The following is a 23,804-nucleotide window of genomic DNA, read 5'->3' as shown; positions in this document are numbered from 1 at the left end:
GGTGAAGCCCGAAGACCTCTCCGCCCTGCTGTCCGCTGTCCTCACCGACGCCGTCGATGCCGGTGACCTCCCCGCCGAACTGCGGGAGGAGATCACCCCCGCGCGCGTGAAGGTGGAGCGACCCCGCAGCCGCGAGCACGGCGACTGGGCCACCAACGTCGCCCTCCAGCTGGGCAAGAAGGCCGGCAAGGCCCCCCGGGACCTCGCCGCGCTGCTTGCCGACCGCCTGTCCGGCCGGGACGGCATCGCCGCCGTGGACGTGGCCGGCCCCGGTTTCCTCAACATCACCCTCGACGCCGCCTCGGCCGGCGCCCTGGCCCGCGAGATCGTGGAGGCCGGCGAGGCCTACGGCCGCAACGACGCCCTGGCCGGGCGCACCGTGAACATGGAGTTCGTCTCCGCCAACCCCACGGGCCCCCTGCACATCGGCCACACCCGCTGGGCGGCCCTCGGCGACGCGATCGCCCGCCTGCTGCGGGCCTCGGGCGCGGACGTCACGGCGGAGTACTACGTCAACGACGCCGGCAACCAGATGAACGTGTTCGCCGACTCGGTCCTGGCCCGCCTCCACGGCCGCGACGTCCCCGAGGGCGGCTACCCCGGCGCGTACGTGCAGGAGCTGGCCGACGCCGTCGCACTCGAGCACCCGGACGTCCGCGAGCTCACCGACGCCGCCGCCCGCCCCGTGGTCCGCGAGGCCGCGTACCGGCTGCAGATGCAGGACATCAAGGACACGCTGACCGCGTTCGGCGTGCACTTCGACGTGTTCACCTCCGAGAAGACGCTCCACGAGTCCGGGGCCATCGAGCAGGCCGTCGAGCGCCTGCGCGAGCAGGGCCACGTCGAGGACCGCGAGGGCGCCGTGTGGCTCAAGACCACCGACTTCGGGGACGACAAGGACCGCGTGCTGATCCGCGCCAACGGCGAGCCCACCTACTTCGCCGCGGACGCCGCCTACTACCTCGACAAGCGCGACCGCGGCTTCGAGGAGAAGGTGTACCTGCTCGGCGCCGACCACCACGGCTACGTGAACCGCCTCAAGGCGATCGCCGCCGCCGCCGGCGACGACCCGGCGACGAACATCGAGATCCTCATCGGCCAGCTCATCTCGGTCAACGGCGCGAAGCTCTCCAAGCGCGCCGGCAACATCATCGAGCTCAAGGACCTCGTGGAGTGGCTCGGCCGCGACGCCCTGCGCTACGACCTGGCCCGCTACCCCGCGGACTCGCCGATCACCATCGACCCGGAGCTGCTGCGCTCGAACACCAACGACAACCCGGTCTACTACGTGCAGTACGCCCACGCCCGGGCGTGCGGCGCGGCCCGCACGGCGCAGGCCCACGGCGTGGACCGCTCCGAGTTCGACGCCGCGCTGCTCACCCACGAGACCGAGTCCGAGCTGCTCGCCCAGCTCGCCGAGTTCCCCACGGTGGTGGCCTCGGCCGCCCGCCTGCGCGAGCCGCACCGCGTGGCCCGCCACCTGGAGGTCGTGGCCGGCGCCTACCACTCCTGGTACGCCGCCTGCCGCATCGTCCCCATGCCCACGGACGACGGCACGCCGCGTCCCGTGGAGACCCTCAACCGCACCCGCCTGTGGCTCAACGACGCCACCGCCCAGGTCCTGGCCAACGGCCTGGGCCTGCTCGGCGTGTCCGCCCCGGAGAAGATGTGAGCGCGCCCATGACGACGCCGCAGCCCGCCCCCGCCTCCCCGCTCGCCCCCGCCTGGCTCCCGGCCCCCGGCGACGCCGACGCGCTCGTCCCCGGCCTGTGGGCCGCGGGCGTGGACCGCGACGACGCCGGCCGGCTCACCGTCCAGGGCCTGGGCGCCCCGGACCTCGCCGCCGAGTTCGGCACCCCGCTGCTCGTGCTGGACGAGGACGACTTCCGGGCCCGCGCCCGCGCCTTCCGTTCCGGCTTCGACGCCGCGTTCGCCGACCTGTGCGGGGGAGCGGACGTCTACTACGCCGGCAAGTCCCTGCTCACCCTCTCCACCGCCCGCTGGGCGGCCGAGGAGGGCCTGCGCGTGGACACCGCCTCGGGCGGTGAGCTCGCGGTCGCGCTGCGCGCCGGCGTGGATCCCGCGCACATCGGCCTGCACGGCAACAACAAGTCCGACGCCGAGCTCACCGCCGCCCTCGAGGCCGGCGTCGGCCGGATCATCGTGGACTCGATCGACGAGCTCGAGCACCTCGCCGCGCTCGCCGCGGAGCAGGGCCGTCGCGCCCCCGTGATGCTGCGCCTGACCCCGGGCGTGCACGCGCACACCCACGACTTCATCGCCACCGCCCACGAGGACCAGAAGTTCGGCCTCTCGCTGGCCCCGGCCACCACGGACCGGGACGGCAACGTGGCGGGCCGCTCGCCGGCCTCCGTCGCCGTGGCCGCGGCGCTCGCCGCCGAGTCCGTGGACCTGCTGGGCGTGCACTGCCACATCGGCTCGCAGATCTTTGAGGCGGACGGCTTCGGGCTCGCCGCCGAGCGCGTGCTCGAGTTCCTGGCGCAGGTGAAGGCCGAGCACGGCGTGGAGCTGGCCGAGCTGGACCTCGGCGGCGGCCACGGCATCGCCTACACCGCGGTGGACGCCCCTCGCCCGCCGGCCGAGATCGCGGCCGCGCTCGCGGACGACGTGCAGAAGGCCCTCGAGCGCTTGCAGCTGGCGTGCCCGCGCATCTCGATCGAGCCGGGCCGGGCGATCTCGGGCCCGGCCGGGCTCACCCTCTACACCGTGGGCGTCACCAAGACCGTGGACGCGGACACCCCGGACGGCGGCACGGCCGCCCGCCGGTACGTGGCCGTGGACGGCGGCATGTCGGACAACCCGCGCCCCGTGCTCTACGACGCGGACTACACGGCCGTCTCGGCCGCCCGCACCTCGGACGCGCAGGCCGTGCTCACCCGCGTGGTGGGCAAGCACTGCGAGTCCGGCGACGTGCTCGTCCGGGACGTCTACCTGCCCGAGGACCTCGGCCGCGGCGACCTGCTGGCCGTGCCCGCCACGGGCGCCTACACGCACGTGATGGCGTCGAACTACAACGCGCTGACCCGCCCGGCCGTCGTCGCCGTCGCCGGCGGGCGGGCGCGCGTGATCATCCGCCGGGAGACGCAGGAGGACCTGTTCGCCCGCGAGGCCGATCCGCGCCTCGGCCGCTGAGGCAGCGGGCGCCCGCACCCGCCCGTCGGCCTCGGGGTCGGGTGCGGGCGTCCCGCTCTGCGGACACCGAGTGTCGCGCGGCGGGACGAGCCGGGGCGCCGCGCTAGATTCGAGGTCAGCCGAACCGCGCGATCGCGCGGCACCGACCCCGATCCTTGACCCCGGAGGACCATGCCCCAGCACACCGACGCCCCCACCGCCCTCAAGGTCGCCCTGCTGGGCGGCGGGACCGTGGGGTCCCAGACCGCCCGGATCCTCACCGAGGACGCCGACATCCTGCGGGACCGCGTGGGCGCCGACCTCGAGCTCACGGGCATCGCGGTGCGGGACACGGGCGCGACGCGCGACTGGCAGGCGGACCCGGCGCTCTACACCACCGACGCTGAGGCGCTCGTGGACGGCGCGGACGTCGTCATCGAGCTGATGGGCGGCATCGAGCCGGCCCGCACCCTGATCCTGCGCGCCCTCGCCGCCGGCACGTCCGTGGTGACCGGCAACAAGGCGCTGCTGGCCCAGCACGGCGAGGAACTGTACGCCGCGGCCGCCGCCACCGGCGCCCAGCTGAGCTTCGAGGCCGCCGTGGCCGGCGCCATCCCCATCCTGCGCCCGCTGCGCGACTCCCTCGCCGGCGACCGCGTCACCCGCGTGATGGGCATCGCCAACGGCACCACGAACTACATCCTGGACAAGATGGACTCCGAGGGCGCCGGGTTCGACGAGGCGCTCGCCGAGGCCCAGCGGCTCGGCTACGCGGAGGCGGACCCCACCGCCGACGTCGAGGGCCACGATGCCGCCGCGAAGGCCGCCATCCTGGCGACTCTGGCGTTCGGCGCGCCGTACACCCTGGACCAGGTGGCCGTCTCCGGCATCACCGCCATCACCGCCGAGGACAACGAGGCCGCCGCCGACGCCGGCTACGTCATCAAGCTCCTGGCCATCGCCGAACGGGCCCGCGCCGCGGACGGCGCCGAGGGCGCCGTGCTGCGCGTGCACCCCACCCTGCTGCCCCGGGAGCACCCGCTGGCCTCGGTGCGCGGCGCCTTCAACGCCGTGTTCGTGGAGGCCGAGAACGCGGGCGAGCTCATGTTCTACGGCCCCGGCGCCGGCGGCGCCCCCACGGCGTCGGCCGTGATGGGCGACGTCGTCTCCATCGCCCAGCGCATCGTGCGCGGCGGGCCCGCCCGCCTGCGCACGCCCGTCGCCGAGCTGCCCGCGCTGGACCCGGCCGAGGCCGTCACCTCCGGCCTCGTGGTCCTGCGCGTGGCGGACGAGCCCGGCGTGCTGCGGCGCGTGGCCGGCGTCTTCGAGGAGCAGGGCGTGTCCATCGAGACGCTGCGCCAGGTCCAGTCGGAGCGCGACGACGCCCCCGGGGCCTCCCTGCGCCTGATCACCCACCGGGCCCGCCAGCGGGACCTCGACGCCACCGTCGAGGCCCTGGCCGCCCTGGACGCCGTCCACGAGGTCGCGTCCGTCCTCCGAGTCGAAGGGAACTGACCCATGGCCCACCAGTGGCGCGGCGTCGTCCGCGAGTACGCCGACCGCCTGCCCGTCACCGAGGACACGCGCGTGATCACCCTCGGCGAGGGCGGCACCCCGCTCATCCACGCCCCACACCTCTCGAAGCTGGTCCAGGGCACCGTGCACGTGAAGTTCGAAGGCATGAACCCGACCGGCTCCTTCAAGGACCGCGGCATGACCATGGCCATCACCGCCGCCGTGGACCAGGGCGCGAAGGCCGTGGTGTGCGCCTCCACCGGCAACACCTCGGCCTCCGCGGCGGCCTACGCCGCGCAGGCCGGCCTCACGTGCGCCGTGCTCGTGCCCGAGGGCAAGATCTCGATGGGCAAGATGTCCCAGGCCGTGGCCCACGGCGCCGAGATCCTGCAGGTCCAGGGCAACTTCGACGACTGCCTCGAGGTGGCCCGCAAGCTCGCCGAGAACTACCCGGTGTTCCTCGTGAACTCGGTGAATCCGGCGCGCATCGAGGGCCAGAAGACCGGCGCGTTCGAGGTCGTGGACGCGCTGGGCGACGCCCCGGACTACCACCTGCTGCCCGTGGGCAACGCCGGCAACATCACCGCCTACTGGAAGGGCTACCGCGAGTACGCGGCGCCCTACGTGAATCCCCACGAGGGCGCCTCGGACGACGAGCTGTCCGCGGTGTCCACGAAGACCCCCGTCATGTGGGGCTTCCAGGCGGCCGGCGCCGCCCCGATCGTCCTGGGCCACCCCGTGACCGAGCCGGACACCATCGCCACGGCCATCCGCATCGGCAACCCCGCCTCGTGGGAGCAGGCCGAGGCCGCCCGCGACGGCTCCGGCGGCATGATCGACTCCGTGACCGACGAGGAGATCCTCGCGGCGCACCGCTGGCTCTCGGCCAAGGAGGGCGTGTTCGTGGAGCCCGCCTCCGCCGCCGGCGTGGCCGGGCTGATCAAGCACCACGCCGCCGGGAACGTGCCCGCGGGCAAGAACTGGGTCATCACCGTCACCGGCCACGGCCTGAAGGACCCCCAGTGGGCCCTGCGCGGCGCCGACGGCGAGGACGTCACGCCCCGCACCGTGCCGTTCGACGTGGTCACGGTGGCGCAGGCCCTCGGCCTGGCCTGAGCGATGCCGGCACCGCGCACCCTGGCGGCCGGGACCGCCGTCGTCGTCGCCGTCCCCGCCACCTCCGCCAACCTCGGCCCCGGCTTCGACTCGATGGGCCTTGCCCTCGAGCTGCGGGACGAGGTGTCCCTGACGGTCGTGGACGGGCCGGACGTGGCCGAGGTGACGGGGGAGGGCGCGGACGTCCTGCCCCGGGACGGCTCGCACCTGATCCTGCGCCTGGCGCACGAGCACCTGCGCGCGCGCGGCGTCCGCGCCCCGGGCCTGCATCTGCGCGCCGTCAACCGGATCCCGCACGCCCGCGGCCTCGGCTCGTCCGCGGCGGCGGTGGTGGCCGCGTACGCCGCGGCCGAGGCCCTGCTGCCGGCGGCGGACCGCCGTCCGCCCGAGGCCCTGCTCGAGGCCGCCACGGACTTCGAGGGCCACCCGGACAACGTGGCCCCGGCCCTCGTGGGCGGGGCGACCGTCTCCTGGACCCGGGACGACGACGCCCGCCCGGCGACCGCGCCCCTGCGGCTGCACGAGCGGATCGTCCCCGTGGTCGCGATCCCGGACACCGAGCTGTCCACGCACGCCGCCCGCGGCGTCCTGCCGGAGTCGGTGCCGCACGCGGTCGCCGCCGCCCAGGCCGGTCGCGCCGCCCTGCTCGTCCACGCCCTGGCCGAGCGGCCCGAGCTGCTCATGGCGGGCACGCGGGACTGGCTGCACCAGGACCCCCGCGCCGCGGCCATGACCGCCAGCGCCGCGCTCGTGGCGGGGCTGCGGGAGCGCGGCCACGCGGCCGTCGTCTCCGGCGCCGGCCCCACCGTGCTCGCCCTGTGCGACGGCGCCGAGGCGGCCGAGCAGGCCGCGGCGGCCGCCCGGGCGCTCACCGCGGACGACGCGCACGCCTGGCGCGTGCTGGTGCCGGCCGTGGCCGCCGACGGTGTTAGGGTGGAACCACTCCACCACGGCTGACCCTGCCGCTCCGCGCGGCCCGGGTCGCCGGCGCCGGGCCTGTGACGGCCGGACGCCGCGATCGCCGTCGGCCGGAACCCCGCCGCGAACCGCCCGTGCCGAGCACGGCCCGCGTCCGGGACGTCTCCGGCTCGGTCGAGTTCGGACGTCTCCGCCCCGTCACGCAGCGACTGCGCACGAGCAGGGGAGGCGACCCTGATGAGTTCACACCATGAAACCCGGCCCTCTGGGGCGCCGCTGCGCGGCCCGGCCGGATGCACACCGCGGCCCGACGCGCTCCGCGCCGTCAGACCGCTTTCGAGGGAGAAGGAACCTTCGTGACCGAATCCACGGAACAGACCACGCCGACCACCGGCGGCGGCCTGGCCGCTCTCAAGCTCGCCCAGCTCCAGGCACTGGCCTCCCAGCTCGGCATCCCCGGCGGCTCGCGCATGCGCAAGGCCGACCTGGTGACCGCCATCTCCGACCACCAGCGCGGCGGCTCCGTGGCCGACCGCGCCGCCGCCGAGCGTGCCGCCAAGGCCGCCGCGGCCCCCGCCGCCGAGGCCGCCCCGGCCGCGGACAAGGACGCCGAGCAGCCCGCCGAGGCCGCCGAGCGTCCGGCCCGCCGCCGCTCCCGCCGCGCCGACGCGGACACCTCCGCCCCCGCCGCCGCCCAGTCGGCCGAGTCCGGCAAGGACCAGGCCGAGCGCCGCGCCGAGCAGCCCGCCGAGGGTCGAGATGCCGAGGGCTCCCAGGACTCCGGCGACCGCGCCCAGGACTCCGGCGACCGCGGCCAGGGCGAGCGCCGCTCGCGTGGCCGCCGCCGCGCCGGCGACGACGACGCCCGCGGCCAGGACCGCCGCCGCCAGGACGGCGAGGACGCCGGCCAGGACCAGGCCCAGGCCTCCGCCGAGGACCGCGGCGGCGACCGCGAGGACGGCGGCCGCGAGAACGGTCGCGGGAACCGCGGCCGCAACGGCCGGGACAACGGCCGCGACCGCGAGAACGGCAACGGCCGGGACCGGGACAACGGCAACGGCCGCGACCGCGACGGCTCCCGCGAGCAGAAGCAGGACAAGTCCGAGGACGGCGGGCAGGGCGGCGGCCGCAACGACCGGAACCGCCGCGACGACCGCGACGACGAGGGCGGCCGCGGCCGCCGCAACCGCCGCAACCGCAACGAGCGCGGGCGCAACCGCCGCGGTCGCGGCGGCCCCGACGTGGACGAGACGGAGCTGACCGAGGACGACGTCCTGCAGCCCGTGGCCGGCATCCTCGACGTGCTGGACAACTACGCGTTCGTCCGCACCTCCGGCTACCTGCCCGGCCCGAACGACGTCTACGTCTCCCTGGCCATGGTCAAGAAGCACGGCCTGCGCAAGGGCGACGCCGTCGTCGGCGCCATCCGCGCCCCCCGCGAGGGCGAGAAGCCGCAGCACCAGGGCGGCGGCTCCAACCGCCAGAAGTTCAACGCGCTGGTGAAGATCTCCTCCGTGAACGGCCAGCCGGCCGTGGAGCACCCCGAGCGCGTGGAGTTCGCCAAGCTCGTGCCCCTGTACCCGCAGGAGCGCCTGCGCCTGGAGACCGACCCCAAGCAGGTCGGCCCGCGCGTGATCGACCTGGTGAGCCCCATCGGCAAGGGCCAGCGCGGCCTCATCGTCTCCCCGCCCAAGGCCGGCAAGACGATGATCCTGCAGTCCATCGCCAACGCGATCAAGACGAACAACCCCGAGGTCCACCTCATGATGGTGCTCGTCGACGAGCGCCCCGAGGAGGTCACCGACATGCAGCGGTCGGTGGACGGCGAGGTCATCGCCTCCACGTTCGACCGCCCGGCGGACGACCACACGACCCTCGCGGAGCTGGCCATCGAGCGCGCCAAGCGCCTCGTGGAGATGGGCCGCGACGTCGTCGTGCTCCTGGACTCCATGACCCGCCTGGGCCGCGCCTACAACCTGGCCGCCCCGGCCTCGGGCCGCATCCTCTCCGGCGGCGTGGACTCCTCCGCGCTGTACCCGCCGAAGAAGTTCTTCGGCGCCGCCCGCAACATCGAGAACGGCGGCTCGCTGACCATCCTCGCCACCGCGCTCGTGGAGACGGGCTCGCGCATGGACGAGGTGATCTTCGAGGAGTTCAAGGGCACCGGCAACATGGAGCTGCGCCTGTCCCGGCACCTCGCCGAGCGCCGCATCTTCCCGGCGGTGGACGTCAACGCGTCCGGCACCCGCCGCGAGGAGGCACTGCTCTCCCCAGAGGAGGTCAAGATCATGTGGAAGCTGCGCCGGGTGCTCTCCGGCCTCGAGCAGCAGCAGGCGCTCGAGCTGCTCACCAACAAGATCAAGGACACCGGGTCCAACGCCGAGTTCCTCATGCTGGTCTCCAAGACCACGCTCGGGGCCAAGGGCGAGGACTGATCCACGGCCGCACGGCCCCGTCCCGACCGGGGGAGCTCGTCTCCGCCGGACCGGGACGGGGCCGTGTGCGTCAGGGCGTCCGGTCGTGGCCGACCGGGGGAGGAGAGGCAGGGACGTGTTCGACTCGGAGGAACGGCGCGAGGCCGTGGACCGGCTGCTGGCGGAGCATCGAGAGCTGACGGCGCGCCTGTCCGACCCGGCGGTGCACCAGGACCCGGTGCTCGCCCGCCGGCTGAACCGCCGCTTCGCCGAGCTCGGCGCCGTGGTGACGGCGCACGCCGCGTGGCGCGAGGCCGCCGAGGAACTCGCCGACGCGCGGGAGCTGGCCGCGGCCGGCGACGACGACGCGGCGGCGTTCGCGGCGGAGGTGCCGGGCCTCGAGGAGGCCGAGACGGCGGCCGCCGAGCGCCTGCGCCGGCTGCTGATCCCGCGGGACCCCGACGACGCGCGGGACGTGATCCTGGAGATCAAGGGCGGGGAGGGCGGCGAGGAGGCCGCGCTGTTCGCTGGCGACCTGCTGCGCATGTACCTGCGCTACGCGGAGTCCCGGGGCTGGAAGACGGAGGTCCTCTCGGCCACGCACTCGGACCTGGGCGGCTACAAGGACGTGCACGTGGCGATCCGCGCCGGCGCCACGGACCCCGCCGAGGGCGTGTTCGCCCGCCTGAAGTTCGAGGGCGGAGTGCACCGCGTGCAGCGGGTGCCGGTGACGGAGTCCCAGGGCCGCATCCACACCTCGGCGGCCGGTGTGCTCGTGCTGCCCGAGGTGGACGCCCCGGACGAGGTGCGGATCGACCCGAACGAGGTGAAGACGGACGTGTTCCGCTCCTCGGGCCCCGGCGGCCAGTCCGTGAACACCACCGACTCGGCCGTGCGCCTGACGCACCTGCCCACGGGCATCGTGGTGTCCATGCAGAACGAGAAGTCGCAGATCCAGAACCGGGAGGCCGCGATGCGCGTGCTGCGCTCCCGGCTGCTGGAGCGCCGGCGCGCGGAGCAGGACGCCGAGGACTCGGCCGCCCGCGCCGCCCAGGTGCGCACGATGGACCGCTCCGAGCGCATCCGCACCTACAACTTCCCGGAGAACCGGATCGCGGACCACCGCACCGGGTACAAGGCGCACAACCTGGACGCCGTGCTGGACGGGGACCTCGAGGCCGTCGTCGCCTCCTGCCTGGCCCTGGACGAGGAGCGCCGCCTCGCCGCCCTGGGCGGGGACGCGTGAGCGACGCGGACGAGTCGGAGCCGTGGGCGCAGGCCCTGCGGCGGGCGACGGGCCTGCTGGCCGAGGCCGGCGTGGACTCGCCGCGCGTGGACGCGGAACTGCTGCTGGCCCACGTCCTCGGCCTCGGGCGCGGCGAGCTGCTGGCCCGGGTGTTCGCCGGGGCCGCGGGCACCGCGGGGGAGGCCGAGCGCTTCGCGGCCCTCGTGGCGCGCCGGGCGCGGCGGGAGCCGGTGCAGCACCTCACGGGCGTCGCCTTCTTCCACGGGCTGGACCTGGCGGTGGGCCCCGGCGTGTTCCTGCCCCGCCCGGAGACCGAGCTGCTCGTGGACGCGGTCCTGGCGGAGCTGACGGCACGCCCGGCCGCGGCCACGGTGGTGGACCTGTGCACCGGCTCGGGTGCGATCGCCGCGGCCGTCGCCGCGTGGGCGCAGGAGCACGGGCGGGACGTGGCGGTCACCGCCGTGGAGCTCGACGACGAGGCGGCCAGTTGGGCGCGGCGCAACCTGGAGCCGCACGGTGTGCGCCTGCGACAAGGCGATGCGCTTGTCGCGCTCCCCGAGCTGGAGGGCCGCGTGGACGTCGTCGTGAGCAACCCGCCCTATGTGCCCGAGGCGGAGACGCCCGTCCAGGCCGAGGCGCGGCTCGACCCTGCCCGCGCCCTCTACGGCGGGGACGCGGCCGGGATGCGCATCCCCGTGGGGATCGCCGCGCGGGCCGCCGCGCTGCTGGTGCCAGGCGGGCTCTTCGCCATGGAGCACCACGAGACGCAGGGCGCGGCCCTGATCGAGACGCTCGGCGCGGACGGCGGGTTCGAGGACGTCCGCGTCCACGCGGACCTGACGGGCCGGGACCGCTTCCTCACCGCGCGGCGGTCGGCGGGCCCGTCCGGGTCGCAGAAGATGGAAGAATGACCGACGTGAGTGACTTCATCGACGTCTCGGACCCGGCCGCACTCGAGGACGCCGTGGCCCGCGCCCGCGAGGTCCTCGGGGACCGCGGCTGCGTGGTGCTGCCCACGGACACCGTGTACGGGATCGGCGCGGACGCCTTCTCCCCGCGCGCCGTGGCGGTGCTGCTGGCGGCCAAGGGCCGCGGCCGCACCATGCCCCCGCCCGTGCTGATCTCGGACCGCCGCGTGCTGGCGGGCCTGGCCTACGACGTCCCGGACGAGGCCGAGGCCCTCGCCGAGCGCTTCTGGCCCGGCGCCCTCACCCTGATCCTCAAGGCCCAGCCGACCCTGACCTGGGACCTGGGGGAGACCCGCGGCACCGTCGCCCTGCGCGTGCCGGACGACGCGGTCGCCCGCGAGCTGCTCTACGCCGTGGGGCCCATGGCCGTCTCGAGCGCCAACCGCACCGGCATGCCGGCCGCGACCACCGCCGAGGAGGCCCGCGGGATGCTGGGGGAGTCCGTGGACCTCTACCTCGACGCCGGCCCCCGCGAGGACCGCGCGCCGTCGACGATCGTGGACTGCACCGTCACCCCGTTCCGCGTCGCCCGCCAGGGCGCCGTGCCGCTGGAGGCGCTGCGCGAGCTCGTGCCGGACCTGCTCGCCGAGGGCGAGGAGCCCCCGGTGCCCGCCGACCGCCTCGCGGCCGAGCCCGTGGCCGAGGCACCGGCGCCGACCCCCGCCCCGGACGGCGACGACGCCGCCGGCCGCGCGGGCCGGGAGGCCTGACCGGCCCCCATGCGCGCCTACCTCGTCCTGGTCGTGGTCACGGCCCTCGCCTGCGGGGCCCTCACGCCCCTCATGCGGCGCATCGGCCTGCGGGCGCGCGTCTTCACGCCCGTGCGCCAGCGGGACATGCACCGCCGGCCCATCCCCAAGCTGGGCGGCGTGGCCATGGCCGCCGCCGTCCTCGTGGGCCTGGCCGTGGGCGGCACGGTGCCGTTCCTCCAGGGGATCTACGCGGACGACGCCGCCATGGTCGGGCTGCTCGTCGCCGTCGCCGTGGTGCTCGTGGTGGGCATCGCGGACGACCTCTGGGACCTGCGCTGGTGGGTGAAGATGGCGGGCCAGGTCTGCGCCGGGCTCGCGGTGGCCCTCGGCGGGATCCGGATCGAGGCCATGCCCGTGGGGTGGATCCCCGTGGGCAGCGAGGCCATGCAGATCGCGCTGACGGTGTTGGCCGTGGTGCTCACCATGAACGCCCTCAACTTCGTCGACGGCCTCGACGGGCTCGCGGCCGGCGTCGCCCTGATCGGCGGCTCCGCGTTCTTCGTCTACTCGTATCTGCTCACGCGCACCATCAACCAGTTCGACTACGCCAACCTGGCCACGCTGCTGATGGCGCTGCTCGTGGGCGCCTGCCTGGGCTTCCTGCCCTTCAACCGCTTCCCGGCCCGGATCTTCATGGGCGAGGTGGGGGCCATGCTGCTGGGCCTGCTGATGGCCGCCGCCGCCGTCGCCGTCACCGCGGACGTGAACGCGCTGGACGGGATGCGCTTCCGCAACGTGCCCGCCTACATGCCCATCCTGCTGCCGATCGCCGTCCTCGCCCTGCCGCTGCTGGACCTGGCCCTCGCCGTGCTGCGCCGCACCGCCCGGGGCGCCAGCCCGTTCTCCGCGGACCGGGGCCACCTGCACCACAAGCTCGTGGACGGCGGCTACACGCACGCCCAGGCCGTGTGGCTGCTGTGGCTGTGGGCGTTCCTCGTGGCCTGGGGCGCGGTCTCCCTGAACTTCGTGGACGACATGATCGTCCTGCCGGTGCTCGGCCTCGCCCTCCTGGGCGCCGGGTACCTGACCCTGCGCACCCCCGTCCGACGGCGCCGCGCCGGCGCGTCGACCGCCGGACCAGCCCTCGACCCGGAGGAGGGCGCATGAGCCCCCGCACCGCACCCGACGCCGCCCCGAGCTCCGCCCGCGCGCGCCGGCGTCGGCGCCGCCGCCGCTGGGAGAACCGTCGCGGCTGGTGGGGGATCCTCGCCTGGAGCCTCGCGGCGACCGCCGCGGCGGTGGCGGTCGTCTGCGCCGTCGCGCTCGCCATGGGCGGGCCGGACGCCGCCGCGTCCGCGCTGCTCGGCGGGGGGGCGGTCCTCGTCCTGTCCGCCCTCACCGGGGCGACGACGGCGCTCGTCTGGGACCGCGCCCGCGAGGCCGCGCTGCCGGTCAGCGTGGGCCTGTTCGTCCTGAAGATCGTGGCCTTCGCGGTGCTGCTGGGCACGGTCCCGCGGCCGGACTGGATCCTGCCCGACGCGGCCGCGATCGCCGCGCTCGTGGCGATCCTCGTGTGGCAGTGCGTCGAGGTCCTCGTCTTCGCGCGCACCCGGCGGGGGATCTACGCCGATTGACCGGCGCCCGGGGCCCGTCGCGGACCCCCTCGCGCGGTACGGAGCACGGGTCACCGTTTGGTATCGTTGAGGGCGAACACTTCGACGGCAAGATCCTGCCGCCATCCGTGTCTCGCATCGCACCGGCAGGCCCCGCAACGCAGCGGCGTCGCCCGTGGTCCGGGGACGGGGCTGCCGTCCCGTCGACTGCATCACTTCGGAGAGGAACCGCGTGCTGACCCTCGTGCTGGCCAACGCAACATTCGTGCCCCCCACCATCTCTGATGGTCACCTCCCGGAGATCTTCCCGTGGGGCGCCGAGTACGGCACCGGCTTCGGCAAGCAGATGCTGCTCGTCCTGCTGTCCGTGGTGCTCATCACCGCCTTCTTCGCGTGGGCCATGCGCCGTCCCCAGCTCGTGCCCGGCAAGGCCCAGTGGCTCGCCGAGTCCGGCTACTCGTTCGTGCGCAACGGCATCGCCAAGGACATCCTGGGCGAGAAGAACTTCAAGCAGTGGGTCCCGCTGCTCTTCGCGCTGTTCTTCTTCGTGCTGCTGAACAACCTCTTCGGCGCCATCCCGTTCCTGCAGCTGCCGTCCTTCTCGCACGCCGGCTCCGCCTACGCGATCGCCCTGATCGTGTACGCGATCTGGATCGGCGTCGGCATCCGCCACCACGGCCTGGGCTACTTCAAGCTCGCCGTCGTCCCCTCGGGCGTCCCCGGCTGGATCCTGCCGCTGCTCGTGCCGCTGGAGATCATCTCCAACTTCATCGTTCGCCCGCTGACCCACTCCCTGCGTCTGATGGCCACCATGCTCTCCGGCCACATGATCGTGATGCTCGCCGGCGCCGGCGCCGCGTTCCTCATCACCCAGACCGGCAGCCTCGCCCTGCAGGGCACCGGCATCCTCGTGATCATCGGCTCCGTGGCCCTGTACTTCCTCGAGCTGCTGATCATGTACCTGCAGGCCTTCGTCTTCACGCTGCTGACCGCGATCTACATCCAGGGCGCGATCGACGCGAACGACCACTGATCTTCCGGGGCCGCCGCCCGGGACCCTACCCACGGCGGCCACGGTCCGGCGGGATCCTCCGCCACCAGACTTCCCGGCCCTCCGCAGGAGGACCACCCGGGAGGCCGCACCTCCACAACCCTGCCGGACACCTCGGCATCGTGAAAGGAACACCATGGAAATCTCGGGCAACCTGAACCTCGTGGGCTACGGCCTGGCCTCCATCGGCTCCGCCATCGGCGTGGGCCTCATCTTCGCCGCCTACATCAACGGCGTGGCCCGCCAGCCCGAGGCCCAGCGCATCCTGCAGCCGATCGCGCTCCTGGGCTTCGCCCTCGCCGAGGCCCTCGCCATCCTGGGCCTGGTCTTCGCCTTCGTCCTCTGACCTCCTGCACGGCTCGGGGCCGGACGCCGTGTCCGCGTCGCTCCGACCCCTCGCTCTGTAGGACACACGACTGAAGGATGGTTGAAACATGATCAGCAACGGACTGGTCCTCGCGGCCGCCGAAGGGGCCAACCCCCTGGTCCCGAACCCGTGGGAGCTCCTCATCACGGCGGTGGGCTTCGCCGTGCTCATGTTCATCGTCATCAAGTTCATCGTCCCGACCCTCGAGAAGTCCTACCAGGACCGCGTCGAGGCGATCGAGGGCGGTCTCGCCAAGGCCGAGAAGGCCCAGGCCGAGGCGAACGCGATGATGGCGGACTACGAGTCGCAGCTGGCCGACGCCCGCACCGAGGCGAACCGCATCCGCGAGGATGCCCGCGCCGAGGCCGCGGAGATCGTGGCCGAGGCGCGTGAGCGTGCGACCGCCGAGTCGACGCGCATCTCCGAGCAGGCCCAGGCCCAGATCGCCGCGGAGCGCCAGCAGGCCGCCTCGCAGCTCAAGGGCGAGGTCGGCACGCTGGCCACCACCCTGGCCAGCAAGATCGTCGGCGAGTCCCTCGAGGACGACGCCCGCTCCCAGCGCGTGGTCGACCGCTTCCTGGCTGACCTGGACCGTCACCAGAGCGCAGGTGTCGCCGAATGATGACGGGCGCATCGAGGGACTCCCTGACCGCCTCCCTGGAGGCTGTCGGTCCGGTGCTGGACGAGGGCGGCGTGGCCCTGGCCCGCGAGCTGTTCGGCGCGCTGGACGTGGTGGACGAGCACGGCGCGCTGCGCCGGGCCCTGACCGACCCCGCCTGGACCACCGACCGCCGTCACGGCCTCGTCGACTCGCTGTTCGGCGCCCGGGTGACCCCCGGTGCACTGCAGGTCCTCAAGGACCTGGCCGGCCGCCGCTGGTCGGCGGAGCGCGATCTCGGGGACGCCCTCGAGACGGTGGCGGCCCACGCGGCCGCCGCAGAGGCCGGACGCGGTGGACACGCCGGGCTGGCCGCCCTCTCGGGTGAGCTGCTGGCGTTCAACCGCACGGTGGAGGACTCGCACGAGGTGCAGCGCGCGCTCACCGATCAGCACGCCCCCGTCGAGGCACGGGCCGCCCTGGCCCGCCGTCTCCTGGGCGAGTCGGCCAGCCCGGCCGGCCAGCTGCTGGTCGAGCGCGCCGTCGCCGCCCCGCGCGGCGTGAAGCCGGCCGCCGCCGTCCGCCAAGCGGCGGACGTCGTCGCCGAGCGTCAGCGCCAGTGGATCGCCGAGGTCACCGTTGCCCGCCCCCTCGGGGCGGAGCAGCAGGAGCGACTGGCCCTGGGCCTGCGTCGCGCCTTCGACCGCGATCTCGTCATGGACGTCACGGTGGACCCCCACGTGGTGGGCGGCATCCGCGTCCAGGTCGGCGACGACGTCGTCGACGGGTCCATGGCCTCGCGCCTCAACGACCTCCAGCGGAGGATGGCCGGCTGAGCCGGCCCCCCGCCCGTATCCGGAACACCCACGAACGCAAGCCTCATCGCCCCGACGATGAGCACCAAGCACAAGAGAGCAGGGACTGCAGATGGCCGAACTGACCATCAATGCCGACGACGTCCGCAATGCCTTGAACGACTTCGCGGCATCGTACGAACCGTCGGGCACCGATCGCACCGAGGTCGGCCGTGTCATCTCGGCCGCGGACGGCATCGCTCGCGTGGAGGGCCTGCCCTCCGTCATGGCGAACGAGCTGCTGCGCTTCGAGAACGGCATCCAGGGCCTCGCCCAGAACCTCGACGCCCGTGAGATCGGCGTCGTCGTCCTCGGCGAGTTCCAGGAGATCCGCGAGGGCATGGAGGTGCAGCGCACCGGCGAGATCCTCTCGGTCCCCGTCGGCGACGGCTTCATGGGCCGCGTCGTGGACCCGCTGGGCCAGCCGATCGACGACCTGGGCCCGATCCAGGCCGAGGGCCGCCGCGCCCTCGAGCTGCAGGCGCCGACCGTGACCGAGCGCAAGTCGGTGCACGAGCCGCTGCAGACCGGCATGAAGGCCATCGACGCGATGATCCCGATCGGCCGCGGCCAGCGCCAGCTGATCATCGGCGACCGCCAGACCGGCAAGACCGCCATCGCCGTGGACACCATCCTGAACCAGAAGGCGAACTGGGAGTCGGGCGACGTCGACAAGCAGGTCCGCTGCGTCTACGTGGCCGTGGGCCAGAAGGCCTCCACCATCGCCGGCGTCCGCGCCACCCTGGAGGAGCACGGCGCCCTGGAGTACACCACCATCGTGGCCTCCCCGGCGTCCGACCCGGCCGGCTTCAAGTACCTCGCCCCCTACGCCGGCTCGGCCATCGGCCAGCACTGGATGTACGGCGGCAAGCACGTCCTGATCATCTTCGACGACCTGTCGAAGCAGGCCGAGGCCTACCGCGCCGTGTCCCTGCTGCTGCGTCGTCCCCCGGGACGCGAGGCATACCCGGGCGACGTCTTCTACCTGCACTCCCGGCTCCTCGAGCGCTGCGCCAAGCTCTCGGACGAGATGGGCGCGGGCTCGATGACCGGTCTGCCGATCATCGAGACCAAGGCGAACGACGTGTCGGCCTACATCCCGACCAACGTCATCTCCATCACCGACGGCCAGATCTTCCTGCAGTCGGACCTGTTCAACGCCAACCAGCGTCCCGCCGTGGACGTGGGCATCTCGGTGTCCCGCGTGGGCGGCGCCGCCCAGGTGAAGGCCATGAAGAAGGTCTCCGGCACGCTGAAGCTGGACCTGGCGCAGTACCGCGACCAGCAGGCGTTCTCCATGTTCGCCTCGGACCTGGACCCGGCCACCCGCCGCCAGCTCGCCCGCGGTGAGCGCCTCATGGAGCTGCTCAAGCAGCCGCAGTACTCGCCGTACCCGGTCGAGGAGCAGGTCGTGTCCATCTGGGCCGGCTCCAAGGGCCACCTGGACGAGGTCCCGGTCGAGGACGTGCTGCGCTTCGAGCGCGAGTTCATCGACCACCTGCGTCGTCGCGGCTCCGTCCTGACGGACATCGGCTCCACCGGCAAGCTCGAGGACGGCACCGTCTCCGCGCTCGAGTCGGAGATCGCCGAGTTCAAGAAGGGCTTCCAGTCCTCGGAGGACGGCGGCGTGCACGCCGGCCACGAGGAGCACCGCGCGATCGAGCAGGACCAGGTCGCGCAGGAGCAGATCACCAAGCAGAAGCGCTGACCGCAGGTCGGTGAGGGAGCGGTCCGGCGTCGGGCCCGAAGGGGAACGACGCCGGACCGCCCTCCCGCCAGGGAAAGGACCACCATGGGAGCCCAGATCCGGGTCTACCGTCAGAAGATCGCATCGACGTCGTCGATGAAGAAGATCTTCAAGGCGATGGAGCTGATCGCCACGTCCCGCATCACCAAGGCACGCGAGCGCGTCAACGCGTCGCTGCCCTATGCGAACGCGATCACCCGCGCCGTCTCGGCCGTGTCGAGCCAGCACGACATCGATCATGTCCTCACCACGGAGCCCGAGAACCCGACCCGGGCGGCCGTGCTCATCCTGTCCTCGGACCGCGGCCTGGCCGGCGCGTACTCCGCGAACGTGCTGCGCAAGGCCGAGCAGCTCCTCACCCGCCTGGGCGAGGAGGGCAAGGACGTGGACGTCTACGTGGTGGGCCGCAAGGCGCAGACGTACTTCGACTTCCGCGCACGCGAGTACAAGCAGCTGTGGACCGGTCAGACGGACGCCCCCGCCGCGGAGCGCGCCTCCGAGATCGGCGAGACGCTCGTGGACGCGTTCCTCACGGACACCGCCGCCGGCGGCGTGGACGAGATCCACATCGTGTTCACCGAGTTCGTCTCGCTCGTGAAGCAGAACCCCCACGTGGTGCGCCTGCTGCCCCTCGAGGTCGTCGAGGAGGAGGTCGCCGCCCCGGAGGACGTGCTGCCGCTCTACGAGTACGAGCCGGACGCGGAGGAGGTCCTCGACGCCCTGCTGCCCAAGTACATCGAGTCGCGCATCTTCAACGCGATGCTGCAGTCGGCGGCCTCCGAGCTCGCCAACCGTCAGCGCGCCATGAAGTCGGCGGGCGACAACGCCTCTGGCCTCATCAAGGACTACACGCTCCTGATGAACAACGCCCGTCAGGCGGAGATCACCCAGGAGCTCACCGAGCTCATCGCGGGCGCGGACGCGCTCAACAACTCCTGAGCCCGTACCGGACTCACCAGACTCGCCATCCACACACGATAGAAGTGAGAGAGATGACTGCCACCATCACTGACCAGGGCACCGGGACCCCCACCGGCGGTGCCACCGGACGCGTCTCCCGCGTCATCGGCCCCGTGATCGACGCCGAGTTCCCGGCGAACGCCATGCCGGAGATCTACAACGCGCTGACCACCGAGATCGACCTGAACGGCCAGCGCCGCACGGTGACCTTCGAGGTCGCCCAGCACCTGGGCGACAACATGGTCCGCGCCATCTCCCTGCAGTCCACCGACGGCCTGGTGCGCGGCACCGACGTCGTGGACACCGGCGCCCCCATCTCCGTGCCCGTCGGCGACGCCGTCAAGGGCCACATCTTCAACGTGCTGGGCGAGACCCTGGACGTGGAGACCTCCTCCCTGAACTTCGAGGAGCGCTGGCCGATCCACCGCGCCGCCCCGAACTTCGCCTCCCTCGAGGGCTCCACGGAGATGCTCGAGACCGGCATCAAGGTCATCGACCTGCTGACCCCGTACATCAAGGGCGGCAAGATCGGCCTGTTCGGCGGCGCCGGCGTGGGCAAGACCGTGCTCATCCAGGAGATGATCACCCGCGTGGCCCGCAACTTCGGCGGCACCTCGGTGTTCGCCGGCGTGGGCGAGCGCACCCGTGAGGGCAACGACCTCTGGGTCGAGATGGACGAGGCGGACGTCCTCAAGGACACCGCCCTCGTGTTCGGCCAGATGGACGAGCCGCCGGGAACGCGTCTGCGCGTGGCCCTGTCCGCGCTGACCATGGCGGAGTACTTCCGCGATGTGCAGAACCAGGACGTGCTGCTCTTCATCGACAACATCTTCCGCTTCTCGCAGGCCGGCTCCGAGGTCTCCACGCTGCTGGGCCGCATGCCCTCCGCCGTGGGCTACCAGCCGAACCTCGCGGACGAGATGGGCGTGCTCCAGGAGCGCATCACCTCCACGCGCGGCCACTCCATCACCTCGATGCAGGCCGTGTACGTCCCCGCGGACGACTACACCGACCCGGCCCCGGCCAACGTGTTCGCGCACCTCGACGCGACCACCAACCTGACCCGTGACCTCGCGTCCCGCGGTCTGTACCCGGCCGTGGACCCGCTGGCGTCGACCTCGCGCATCCTCGACCCGCAGTACGTGGGCCAGGACCACTACGACACCGCCATCCGCGTGAAGCAGATCCTGCAGAAGAACAAGGAGCTGCAGGACATCATCGCGATCCTCGGCGTCGACGAGCTCGGCGAGGAGGACAAGATCACCGTGGCGCGCGCCCGCAAGATCGAGCAGTTCCTCTCGCAGAACACCTACACCGCCAAGCAGTTCACCGGCGTGGAGGGCTCCACCGTGCCGATCAAGGACACCGTCGAGGGCTTCAAGGCCATCGCCGACGGCGACCTGGACCACATCGCCGAGCAGGCCTTCTACAACGTGGGCGGCCTGGACGACGTCGAGCGCGAGTGGGCCAAGATCCAGGCCGAGGGCTGATCGATCATGGCTGAGCTCAACGTGGAGATCGTCTCCGAGGAGCGGTCCATCTGGTCGGGCGCCGCGTCGGCCGTCTCGGCGCGCACCGTCAACGGTGAGATCGGCATCCTCCCCGGCCACACTCCGATGCTCGCCGTCCTCGGCGACGGCGAGGTCGTGGTGCGGGCTGTCGACGGCGGGACCGTCACCGCCCAGGCCCACGGAGGCTTCTTCTCCGTGGACCACGACCGCGTGGTGATCGCCGCGACGTCTGCCCGTCTGGGCGACGCCTCGGCGGCCTGACGCGAAGTCGGCAGGACCTGACATTGGAGGGCCCGGTGCTCATCGCCCTGGCGGGTGTGCTGGCAGTGTTCGCGCTGTCGGCCTTCGCCCTGGCGGTGCGGCGCCGGGCCCTCCTGCGCACGTCCGCCGCCTTCCCGGCCGTCCTCGAGGGGCACGGACGGCCCCGGGAGCGCGTCATCGGGGTGTACGACGAGACGCGCCTGCTCTTCACGGGCCGCTGGATGATCCGGCGCGAGCGCTGGAGCGTGGGTCGCTGCGACCTGCAGATCGACCGGCTGCCCGTGGCCGAGGACGGCCGCGCCGTCCTCGAGCTCGACGGCGGCCGGGATTCCGTCACCGTGGTCGTGGACCCGGACGACGCCGGCGCCCTGCGCGCCTGGAGCGAGGCCGGCCCGTCCGCGGCGTCCTCGTTCTGGCGCCGCTGAACCGGCGCCCCTCTAGGCCCGCGCGGCGGGCAGCGCCACCAGCGGACGCCCCTCGCCCCACACGAGCACTCCGTCCTCGAGCTCTGGCGCGGGCGTCTCCGGCAGACTGCGCCGCGGCACGAGCACGGCGGCGCGCAGCACGGCGTCCGCGTCCAGGCCCGTGGCCAGCAGGGCGGTGACCGCCTCGACCAGGGTGCGGCGCCCGCCGGCCAGCGGCGCCCGGCCGCCGTCCTCCGGACCGGTGGCCTTCGACCCCTGTCCGTCCTCCGCCGGCTCGCCCAGGCGCGGCGCGTCCGGCGCCGCGTGCACCACCGCCGGGCCCAGCCGATGCACGGTGCCGCACGGCGCTCCCGTGGCGGCGATCGCGTCCGAGACCAGGCAGGTCTGCGCCGCGAGGTCGGGATCCTCCAGGATCAGCGCCATCAGCTCCGGGGCCACGTGGGCGCCGTCGGCGACGAGCTCGAGCCGCAGCCGGCCGCGCCGGGCCGCCGCGAGCAGCGTGGGCACGGGCCCGGGATCGCGGTGGTGGAACGGCCGCATCCCGTTGAACAGGTGGGTGGCCACCGGGGTCGCCGAGGTCCCCGGCCGGGGCCAGTCCAGGGCTGCGGCGACCTCGGCGGGGCCGGCGTCGGTGTGGCCCAGGCAGAGCACCGTCCCGGCGGCGTCGAGCTCGGCGGCGACCGCCCGGGCGCCCGGCAGCTCCGGGGCCAGCGTGAGGGTGCGGACGAAGCCGCGGGGCTGCGCCCGCAGCAGCTCGCGCACCCGTCGTCCCGCCGTCGAGTCGGGCGCGCACAGCGCGGCCGGGTGCTGGGCGCCGGCGCGGGCGGGGGAGAGGAACGGGCCCTCCAGGTGGACGCCGGCCAGGGCGCCGTCCTCCCACAGCGGCCGCAGCCGCTCGAGCGCGGCCGCCAAGTCCGCCGGGACCAGCGCCGGCAGCGAGCCGAGCACGACGGAGGCGCCCGCGGCCCGCAGCTCCGCCAGCCAGCGCCGGATGTCCTCCGCGCCGGATGTGGCCAGGTCGACCCCGGCCCCGCCGTGGACGTGGTGGTCGACCAGCGGGGGCGTGATCCGCCGGGCGCGGGCGTGGCCGCCCGGGCGCACCCGGTCCAGCAGCCCGCGGGGCGCCTCGGCCGCCGGGCCGGCCCAGCGCAGGCGGACCGGGGCGGCGTCGTCGGGGGCGCCGCCGGCGGTGGGCTCCTCCCAGACGACGGTCAGGGCCTGGGGGTCGCCGCTCGGCTCGGCCGGCACAGACGGGCCCGTGGCGGCGCGCAGGAGGGGCTCAGAAGAGGCGGGACTCGGCATCGTCCACGCCGCGCATGGCGTCGTAGTCCAGGGTGACGCAGCGGATGCCGCGGTCCTCGGCCAGCGTGCGCGCCTGCGGCTTGATCTGCTGGGCGGCGAAGACGCCGCGCACGGGGGCCAGCAGGGGGTCGCGGTTCATCAGCTCGAGGTAGCGGGTGAGCTGCTCGACGCCGTCGATGTCCCCGCGGCGCTTGAGCTCCACGGCCACGGTGCCGCCCTCGGGGTCCCGGGCCAGGATGTCCACGGGGCCGATCGCCGTCATGTACTCGCGGCGCACCAGGGTGTGCCCGTCCCCGAGCAGGCCGATCTGCTCGGCCAGCAGCCGCTGCAGGTCCGCCTCCACGCCGTCCTTGACGAGGCCGGGGTCCGCGCCGAGCTCGTGGGACTGGTCCGCGAGGATCTCCTCGATGAGGATCATGAGGCGGTCGTCCGACTTGGCGGCCTGGACGCGCCACACCTCGACGACGCCCTGCTCGGCCTGCTCGGCGGTGGGCGCCGTGGTGTGCAGGGTGGCGGGCGGGCTCATCCAGTTCAGCGGCTTGTAGGAGCCGCCGTCGGAGTGCACGAGCACGGCTCCGTCCGCCTTGACCATGAGCAGGCGCGTGGCGGGGGGCAGGTGGGCGTTGAGGCGGCCCTCGTAGGTGACGGAGCAGCGGGCGATGACGAGACGCACCGAGCCAGTCTAGGCGTCCCGGGCGCGCGGGGGCGGGCACCGGCCGGGCTGTGCCAGCATGGGGGCATGCCCCGCTCCCACCGACCCCGCCGCTCCTCGACCCCGCGCCGCGGCGAGCGCGGCGCCGCCGGCTCCTCGAGACGGACCCGCCCGGGGCCCGGGATGGCGGACCCCCTGGAGGAGCTCCTGGGCCTGGACCCGGGCTATTCGCACCAGTCCGGCGGCGACGGCGGCTGGCACGTCCGCCAGATCCCCTCCTGGCGCGCGGTGAAGGACTACACGTGCCCGGGCTGCGGGCGGGCGATCCGCCAGGGCCAGGCGCACCTGGTCGCGTGGCGCTCGGACTGGATCATGGGGGACGAGGACGCCGGGGCGGACCGCCGCCACTGGCACCCGGTCTGCTGGCGCACGCGCGTCGGCCGCTGACGCCCCGGCGCGTCG

At 73.8% G+C, this 23,804-nt stretch carries 23 protein-coding genes; 21 read left to right on the top strand and 2 right to left on the bottom strand.

Features of this window, described 5'->3' with window-relative positions; translation table 11 throughout:
- Nucleotide 1 precedes the first annotated feature (1 nt).
- The 20 genes from argS to HDA33_RS05270 all read left to right on the top strand — a co-directional run bounded on the left by argS (nt 2) and on the right by HDA33_RS05270 (nt 21,388).
- Entirely contained in the window at nt 2-1,672 is a 1,671-nt protein-coding gene (gene argS / locus HDA33_RS05365; protein ID WP_184171639.1) for an arginine--tRNA ligase, read from the top strand.
- An 8-nt stretch (nt 1,673-1,680) separates the two neighbouring features.
- Nucleotides 1,681-3,153: a diaminopimelate decarboxylase gene (lysA, locus tag HDA33_RS05360; RefSeq protein ID WP_184171637.1), complete on the top strand. Its 1,473-nt coding sequence runs from the start codon at nt 1,681-1,683 to the stop codon at nt 3,151-3,153.
- A gap of 171 nt (nt 3,154-3,324) precedes the next feature.
- Entirely contained in the window at nt 3,325-4,647 is a 1,323-nt protein-coding gene (locus tag HDA33_RS05355; protein ID WP_184171635.1) for a homoserine dehydrogenase, read from the top strand.
- A gap of 3 nt (nt 4,648-4,650) precedes the next feature.
- Nucleotides 4,651-5,763 carry a threonine synthase gene (thrC, locus tag HDA33_RS05350; RefSeq protein ID WP_184171633.1) on the top strand — a complete coding sequence of 371 codons (1,113 nt, stop codon included), beginning with the start codon at nt 4,651-4,653 and terminating at the stop codon, nt 5,761-5,763.
- Nucleotides 5,764-5,766: 3 nt separating this feature from the next.
- Nucleotides 5,767-6,720 (top strand): homoserine kinase, encoded by a 954-nt coding sequence (gene thrB / locus HDA33_RS05345; RefSeq protein WP_184171631.1) that lies wholly within the window; start codon nt 5,767-5,769, stop codon nt 6,718-6,720.
- Nucleotides 6,721-7,037: 317 nt separating this feature from the next.
- On the top strand, nt 7,038-9,116 hold the full coding sequence (rho, locus tag HDA33_RS05340; RefSeq protein ID WP_338104268.1) for a transcription termination factor Rho: 2,079 nt from the start codon (nt 7,038-7,040) through the stop codon (nt 9,114-9,116).
- A 115-nt stretch (nt 9,117-9,231) separates the two neighbouring features.
- Nucleotides 9,232-10,341 (top strand): peptide chain release factor 1, encoded by a 1,110-nt coding sequence (gene prfA / locus HDA33_RS05335; RefSeq protein ID WP_184171627.1) that lies wholly within the window; start codon nt 9,232-9,234, stop codon nt 10,339-10,341.
- Nucleotides 10,338-11,252: a peptide chain release factor N(5)-glutamine methyltransferase gene (gene prmC, locus HDA33_RS05330; protein ID WP_338104266.1), complete on the top strand. Its 915-nt coding sequence runs from the start codon at nt 10,338-10,340 to the stop codon at nt 11,250-11,252. The genes prfA and prmC overlap by 4 nt, the downstream gene beginning before the upstream one ends.
- A complete protein-coding gene (locus tag HDA33_RS05325) occupies nt 11,249-12,019 on the top strand; it encodes an L-threonylcarbamoyladenylate synthase (protein ID WP_246416881.1) in 771 nt (256 codons plus the stop codon). Before prmC ends, HDA33_RS05325 begins: the two co-directional genes overlap by 4 nt.
- A 9-nt stretch (nt 12,020-12,028) precedes the next feature.
- Nucleotides 12,029-13,168 (top strand): MraY family glycosyltransferase, encoded by a 1,140-nt coding sequence (locus HDA33_RS05320; RefSeq protein ID WP_184171625.1) that lies wholly within the window; start codon nt 12,029-12,031, stop codon nt 13,166-13,168.
- Nucleotides 13,165-13,635, top strand: coding sequence for a hypothetical protein (locus tag HDA33_RS05315; protein WP_184171623.1), 471 nt, complete (start codon nt 13,165-13,167; stop codon nt 13,633-13,635). Before HDA33_RS05320 ends, HDA33_RS05315 begins: the two co-directional genes overlap by 4 nt.
- A gap of 211 nt (nt 13,636-13,846) precedes the next feature.
- Nucleotides 13,847-14,647, top strand: coding sequence for a F0F1 ATP synthase subunit A (atpB, locus tag HDA33_RS05310; protein WP_184171621.1), 801 nt, complete (start codon nt 13,847-13,849; stop codon nt 14,645-14,647).
- 154 nt (nt 14,648-14,801) lie between these two features.
- Nucleotides 14,802-15,011, top strand: a complete 210-nt coding sequence (locus tag HDA33_RS05305; protein WP_158493380.1) for an ATP synthase F0 subunit C — start codon at nt 14,802-14,804, stop codon at nt 15,009-15,011.
- 88 nt (nt 15,012-15,099) lie between these two features.
- On the top strand, nt 15,100-15,654 hold the full coding sequence (locus HDA33_RS05300; protein ID WP_184171619.1) for a F0F1 ATP synthase subunit B: 555 nt from the start codon (nt 15,100-15,102) through the stop codon (nt 15,652-15,654).
- Nucleotides 15,654-16,466 carry a F0F1 ATP synthase subunit delta gene (locus HDA33_RS05295; protein ID WP_246416879.1) on the top strand — a complete coding sequence of 271 codons (813 nt, stop codon included), beginning with the start codon at nt 15,654-15,656 and terminating at the stop codon, nt 16,464-16,466. The genes HDA33_RS05300 and HDA33_RS05295 overlap by 1 nt, the downstream gene beginning before the upstream one ends.
- A gap of 91 nt (nt 16,467-16,557) precedes the next feature.
- Nucleotides 16,558-18,192, top strand: coding sequence for a F0F1 ATP synthase subunit alpha (gene atpA / locus HDA33_RS05290; protein ID WP_017488402.1), 1,635 nt, complete (start codon nt 16,558-16,560; stop codon nt 18,190-18,192).
- An 84-nt stretch (nt 18,193-18,276) separates the two neighbouring features.
- A complete protein-coding gene (locus tag HDA33_RS05285; protein ID WP_184171616.1) occupies nt 18,277-19,170 on the top strand; it encodes a F0F1 ATP synthase subunit gamma in 894 nt (297 codons plus the stop codon).
- Nucleotides 19,171-19,223: 53 nt separating this feature from the next.
- Complete coding sequence (gene atpD, locus HDA33_RS05280) at nt 19,224-20,681, top strand: F0F1 ATP synthase subunit beta (RefSeq protein ID WP_017488404.1); 1,458 nt, start codon at nt 19,224-19,226, stop codon at nt 20,679-20,681.
- A gap of 6 nt (nt 20,682-20,687) precedes the next feature.
- Entirely contained in the window at nt 20,688-20,963 is a 276-nt protein-coding gene (locus HDA33_RS05275) for a F0F1 ATP synthase subunit epsilon (RefSeq protein WP_184171614.1), read from the top strand.
- 35 nt (nt 20,964-20,998) lie between these two features.
- Nucleotides 20,999-21,388: a DUF2550 family protein gene (locus HDA33_RS05270; RefSeq protein WP_338104265.1), complete on the top strand. Its 390-nt coding sequence runs from the start codon at nt 20,999-21,001 to the stop codon at nt 21,386-21,388.
- Nucleotides 21,389-21,400: 12 nt separating this feature from the next.
- Here the strand turns inward: HDA33_RS05270 and HDA33_RS05265 are convergent, their stop codons facing one another.
- Both HDA33_RS05265 and nucS read right to left on the bottom strand, forming a co-directional pair.
- Complete coding sequence (locus HDA33_RS05265) at nt 21,401-22,690, bottom strand: N-acetylglucosamine-6-phosphate deacetylase (RefSeq protein WP_184171610.1); 1,290 nt, start codon at nt 22,688-22,690, stop codon at nt 21,401-21,403.
- Nucleotides 22,668-23,363, bottom strand: coding sequence for an endonuclease NucS (nucS, locus tag HDA33_RS05260; RefSeq protein ID WP_158493371.1), 696 nt, complete (start codon nt 23,361-23,363; stop codon nt 22,668-22,670). Before nucS ends, HDA33_RS05265 begins: the two co-directional genes overlap by 23 nt.
- 66 nt (nt 23,364-23,429) lie before the next feature.
- On the opposite strand from nucS, the gene HDA33_RS05255 reads away from it, so the two are divergent.
- Complete coding sequence (locus HDA33_RS05255; protein ID WP_184171608.1) at nt 23,430-23,789, top strand: hypothetical protein; 360 nt, start codon at nt 23,430-23,432, stop codon at nt 23,787-23,789.
- Nucleotides 23,790-23,804: the final 15 nt, after the last annotated feature.

The organism is Micrococcus endophyticus (assembly GCF_014205115.1).
GTDB lineage: Bacteria > Actinomycetota > Actinomycetes > Actinomycetales > Micrococcaceae > Micrococcus > Micrococcus endophyticus.
Note: the sequence above shows the minus strand (reverse complement) of the source record. Positions and strands in the feature narration are given on the sequence as shown.

Bases quoted from the DNA above. Each gene is read 5' to 3' on its own strand.
- lysA (WP_184171637.1), top strand. From the start codon at position 1,681: ATGACGACGCCGCAGCCCGCCCCCGCCTCCCCGCTCGCCCCCGCCTGG.
- HDA33_RS05355 (WP_184171635.1), top strand. From the start codon at position 3,325: ATGCCCCAGCACACCGACGCCCCCACCGCCCTCAAGGTCGCCCTGCTG.
- thrC (WP_184171633.1), top strand. From the start codon at position 4,651: ATGGCCCACCAGTGGCGCGGCGTCGTCCGCGAGTACGCCGACCGCCTG.
- thrB (WP_184171631.1), top strand. From the start codon at position 5,767: ATGCCGGCACCGCGCACCCTGGCGGCCGGGACCGCCGTCGTCGTCGCC.
- HDA33_RS05325 (WP_246416881.1), top strand. From the start codon at position 11,249: ATGACCGACGTGAGTGACTTCATCGACGTCTCGGACCCGGCCGCACTC.
- HDA33_RS05320 (WP_184171625.1), top strand. From the start codon at position 12,029: ATGCGCGCCTACCTCGTCCTGGTCGTGGTCACGGCCCTCGCCTGCGGG.
- HDA33_RS05315 (WP_184171623.1), top strand. From the start codon at position 13,165: ATGAGCCCCCGCACCGCACCCGACGCCGCCCCGAGCTCCGCCCGCGCG.
- HDA33_RS05305 (WP_158493380.1), top strand. From the start codon at position 14,802: ATGGAAATCTCGGGCAACCTGAACCTCGTGGGCTACGGCCTGGCCTCC.
- HDA33_RS05300 (WP_184171619.1), top strand. From the start codon at position 15,100: ATGATCAGCAACGGACTGGTCCTCGCGGCCGCCGAAGGGGCCAACCCC.
- HDA33_RS05295 (WP_246416879.1), top strand. From the start codon at position 15,654: ATGACGGGCGCATCGAGGGACTCCCTGACCGCCTCCCTGGAGGCTGTC.
- atpA (WP_017488402.1), top strand. From the start codon at position 16,558: ATGGCCGAACTGACCATCAATGCCGACGACGTCCGCAATGCCTTGAAC.
- HDA33_RS05285 (WP_184171616.1), top strand. From the start codon at position 18,277: ATGGGAGCCCAGATCCGGGTCTACCGTCAGAAGATCGCATCGACGTCG.
- atpD (WP_017488404.1), top strand. From the start codon at position 19,224: ATGACTGCCACCATCACTGACCAGGGCACCGGGACCCCCACCGGCGGT.
- HDA33_RS05275 (WP_184171614.1), top strand. From the start codon at position 20,688: ATGGCTGAGCTCAACGTGGAGATCGTCTCCGAGGAGCGGTCCATCTGG.
- HDA33_RS05265 (WP_184171610.1), bottom strand. From the start codon at position 22,690: ATGCCGAGTCCCGCCTCTTCTGAGCCCCTCCTGCGCGCCGCCACGGGC.
- HDA33_RS05255 (WP_184171608.1), top strand. From the start codon at position 23,430: ATGCCCCGCTCCCACCGACCCCGCCGCTCCTCGACCCCGCGCCGCGGC.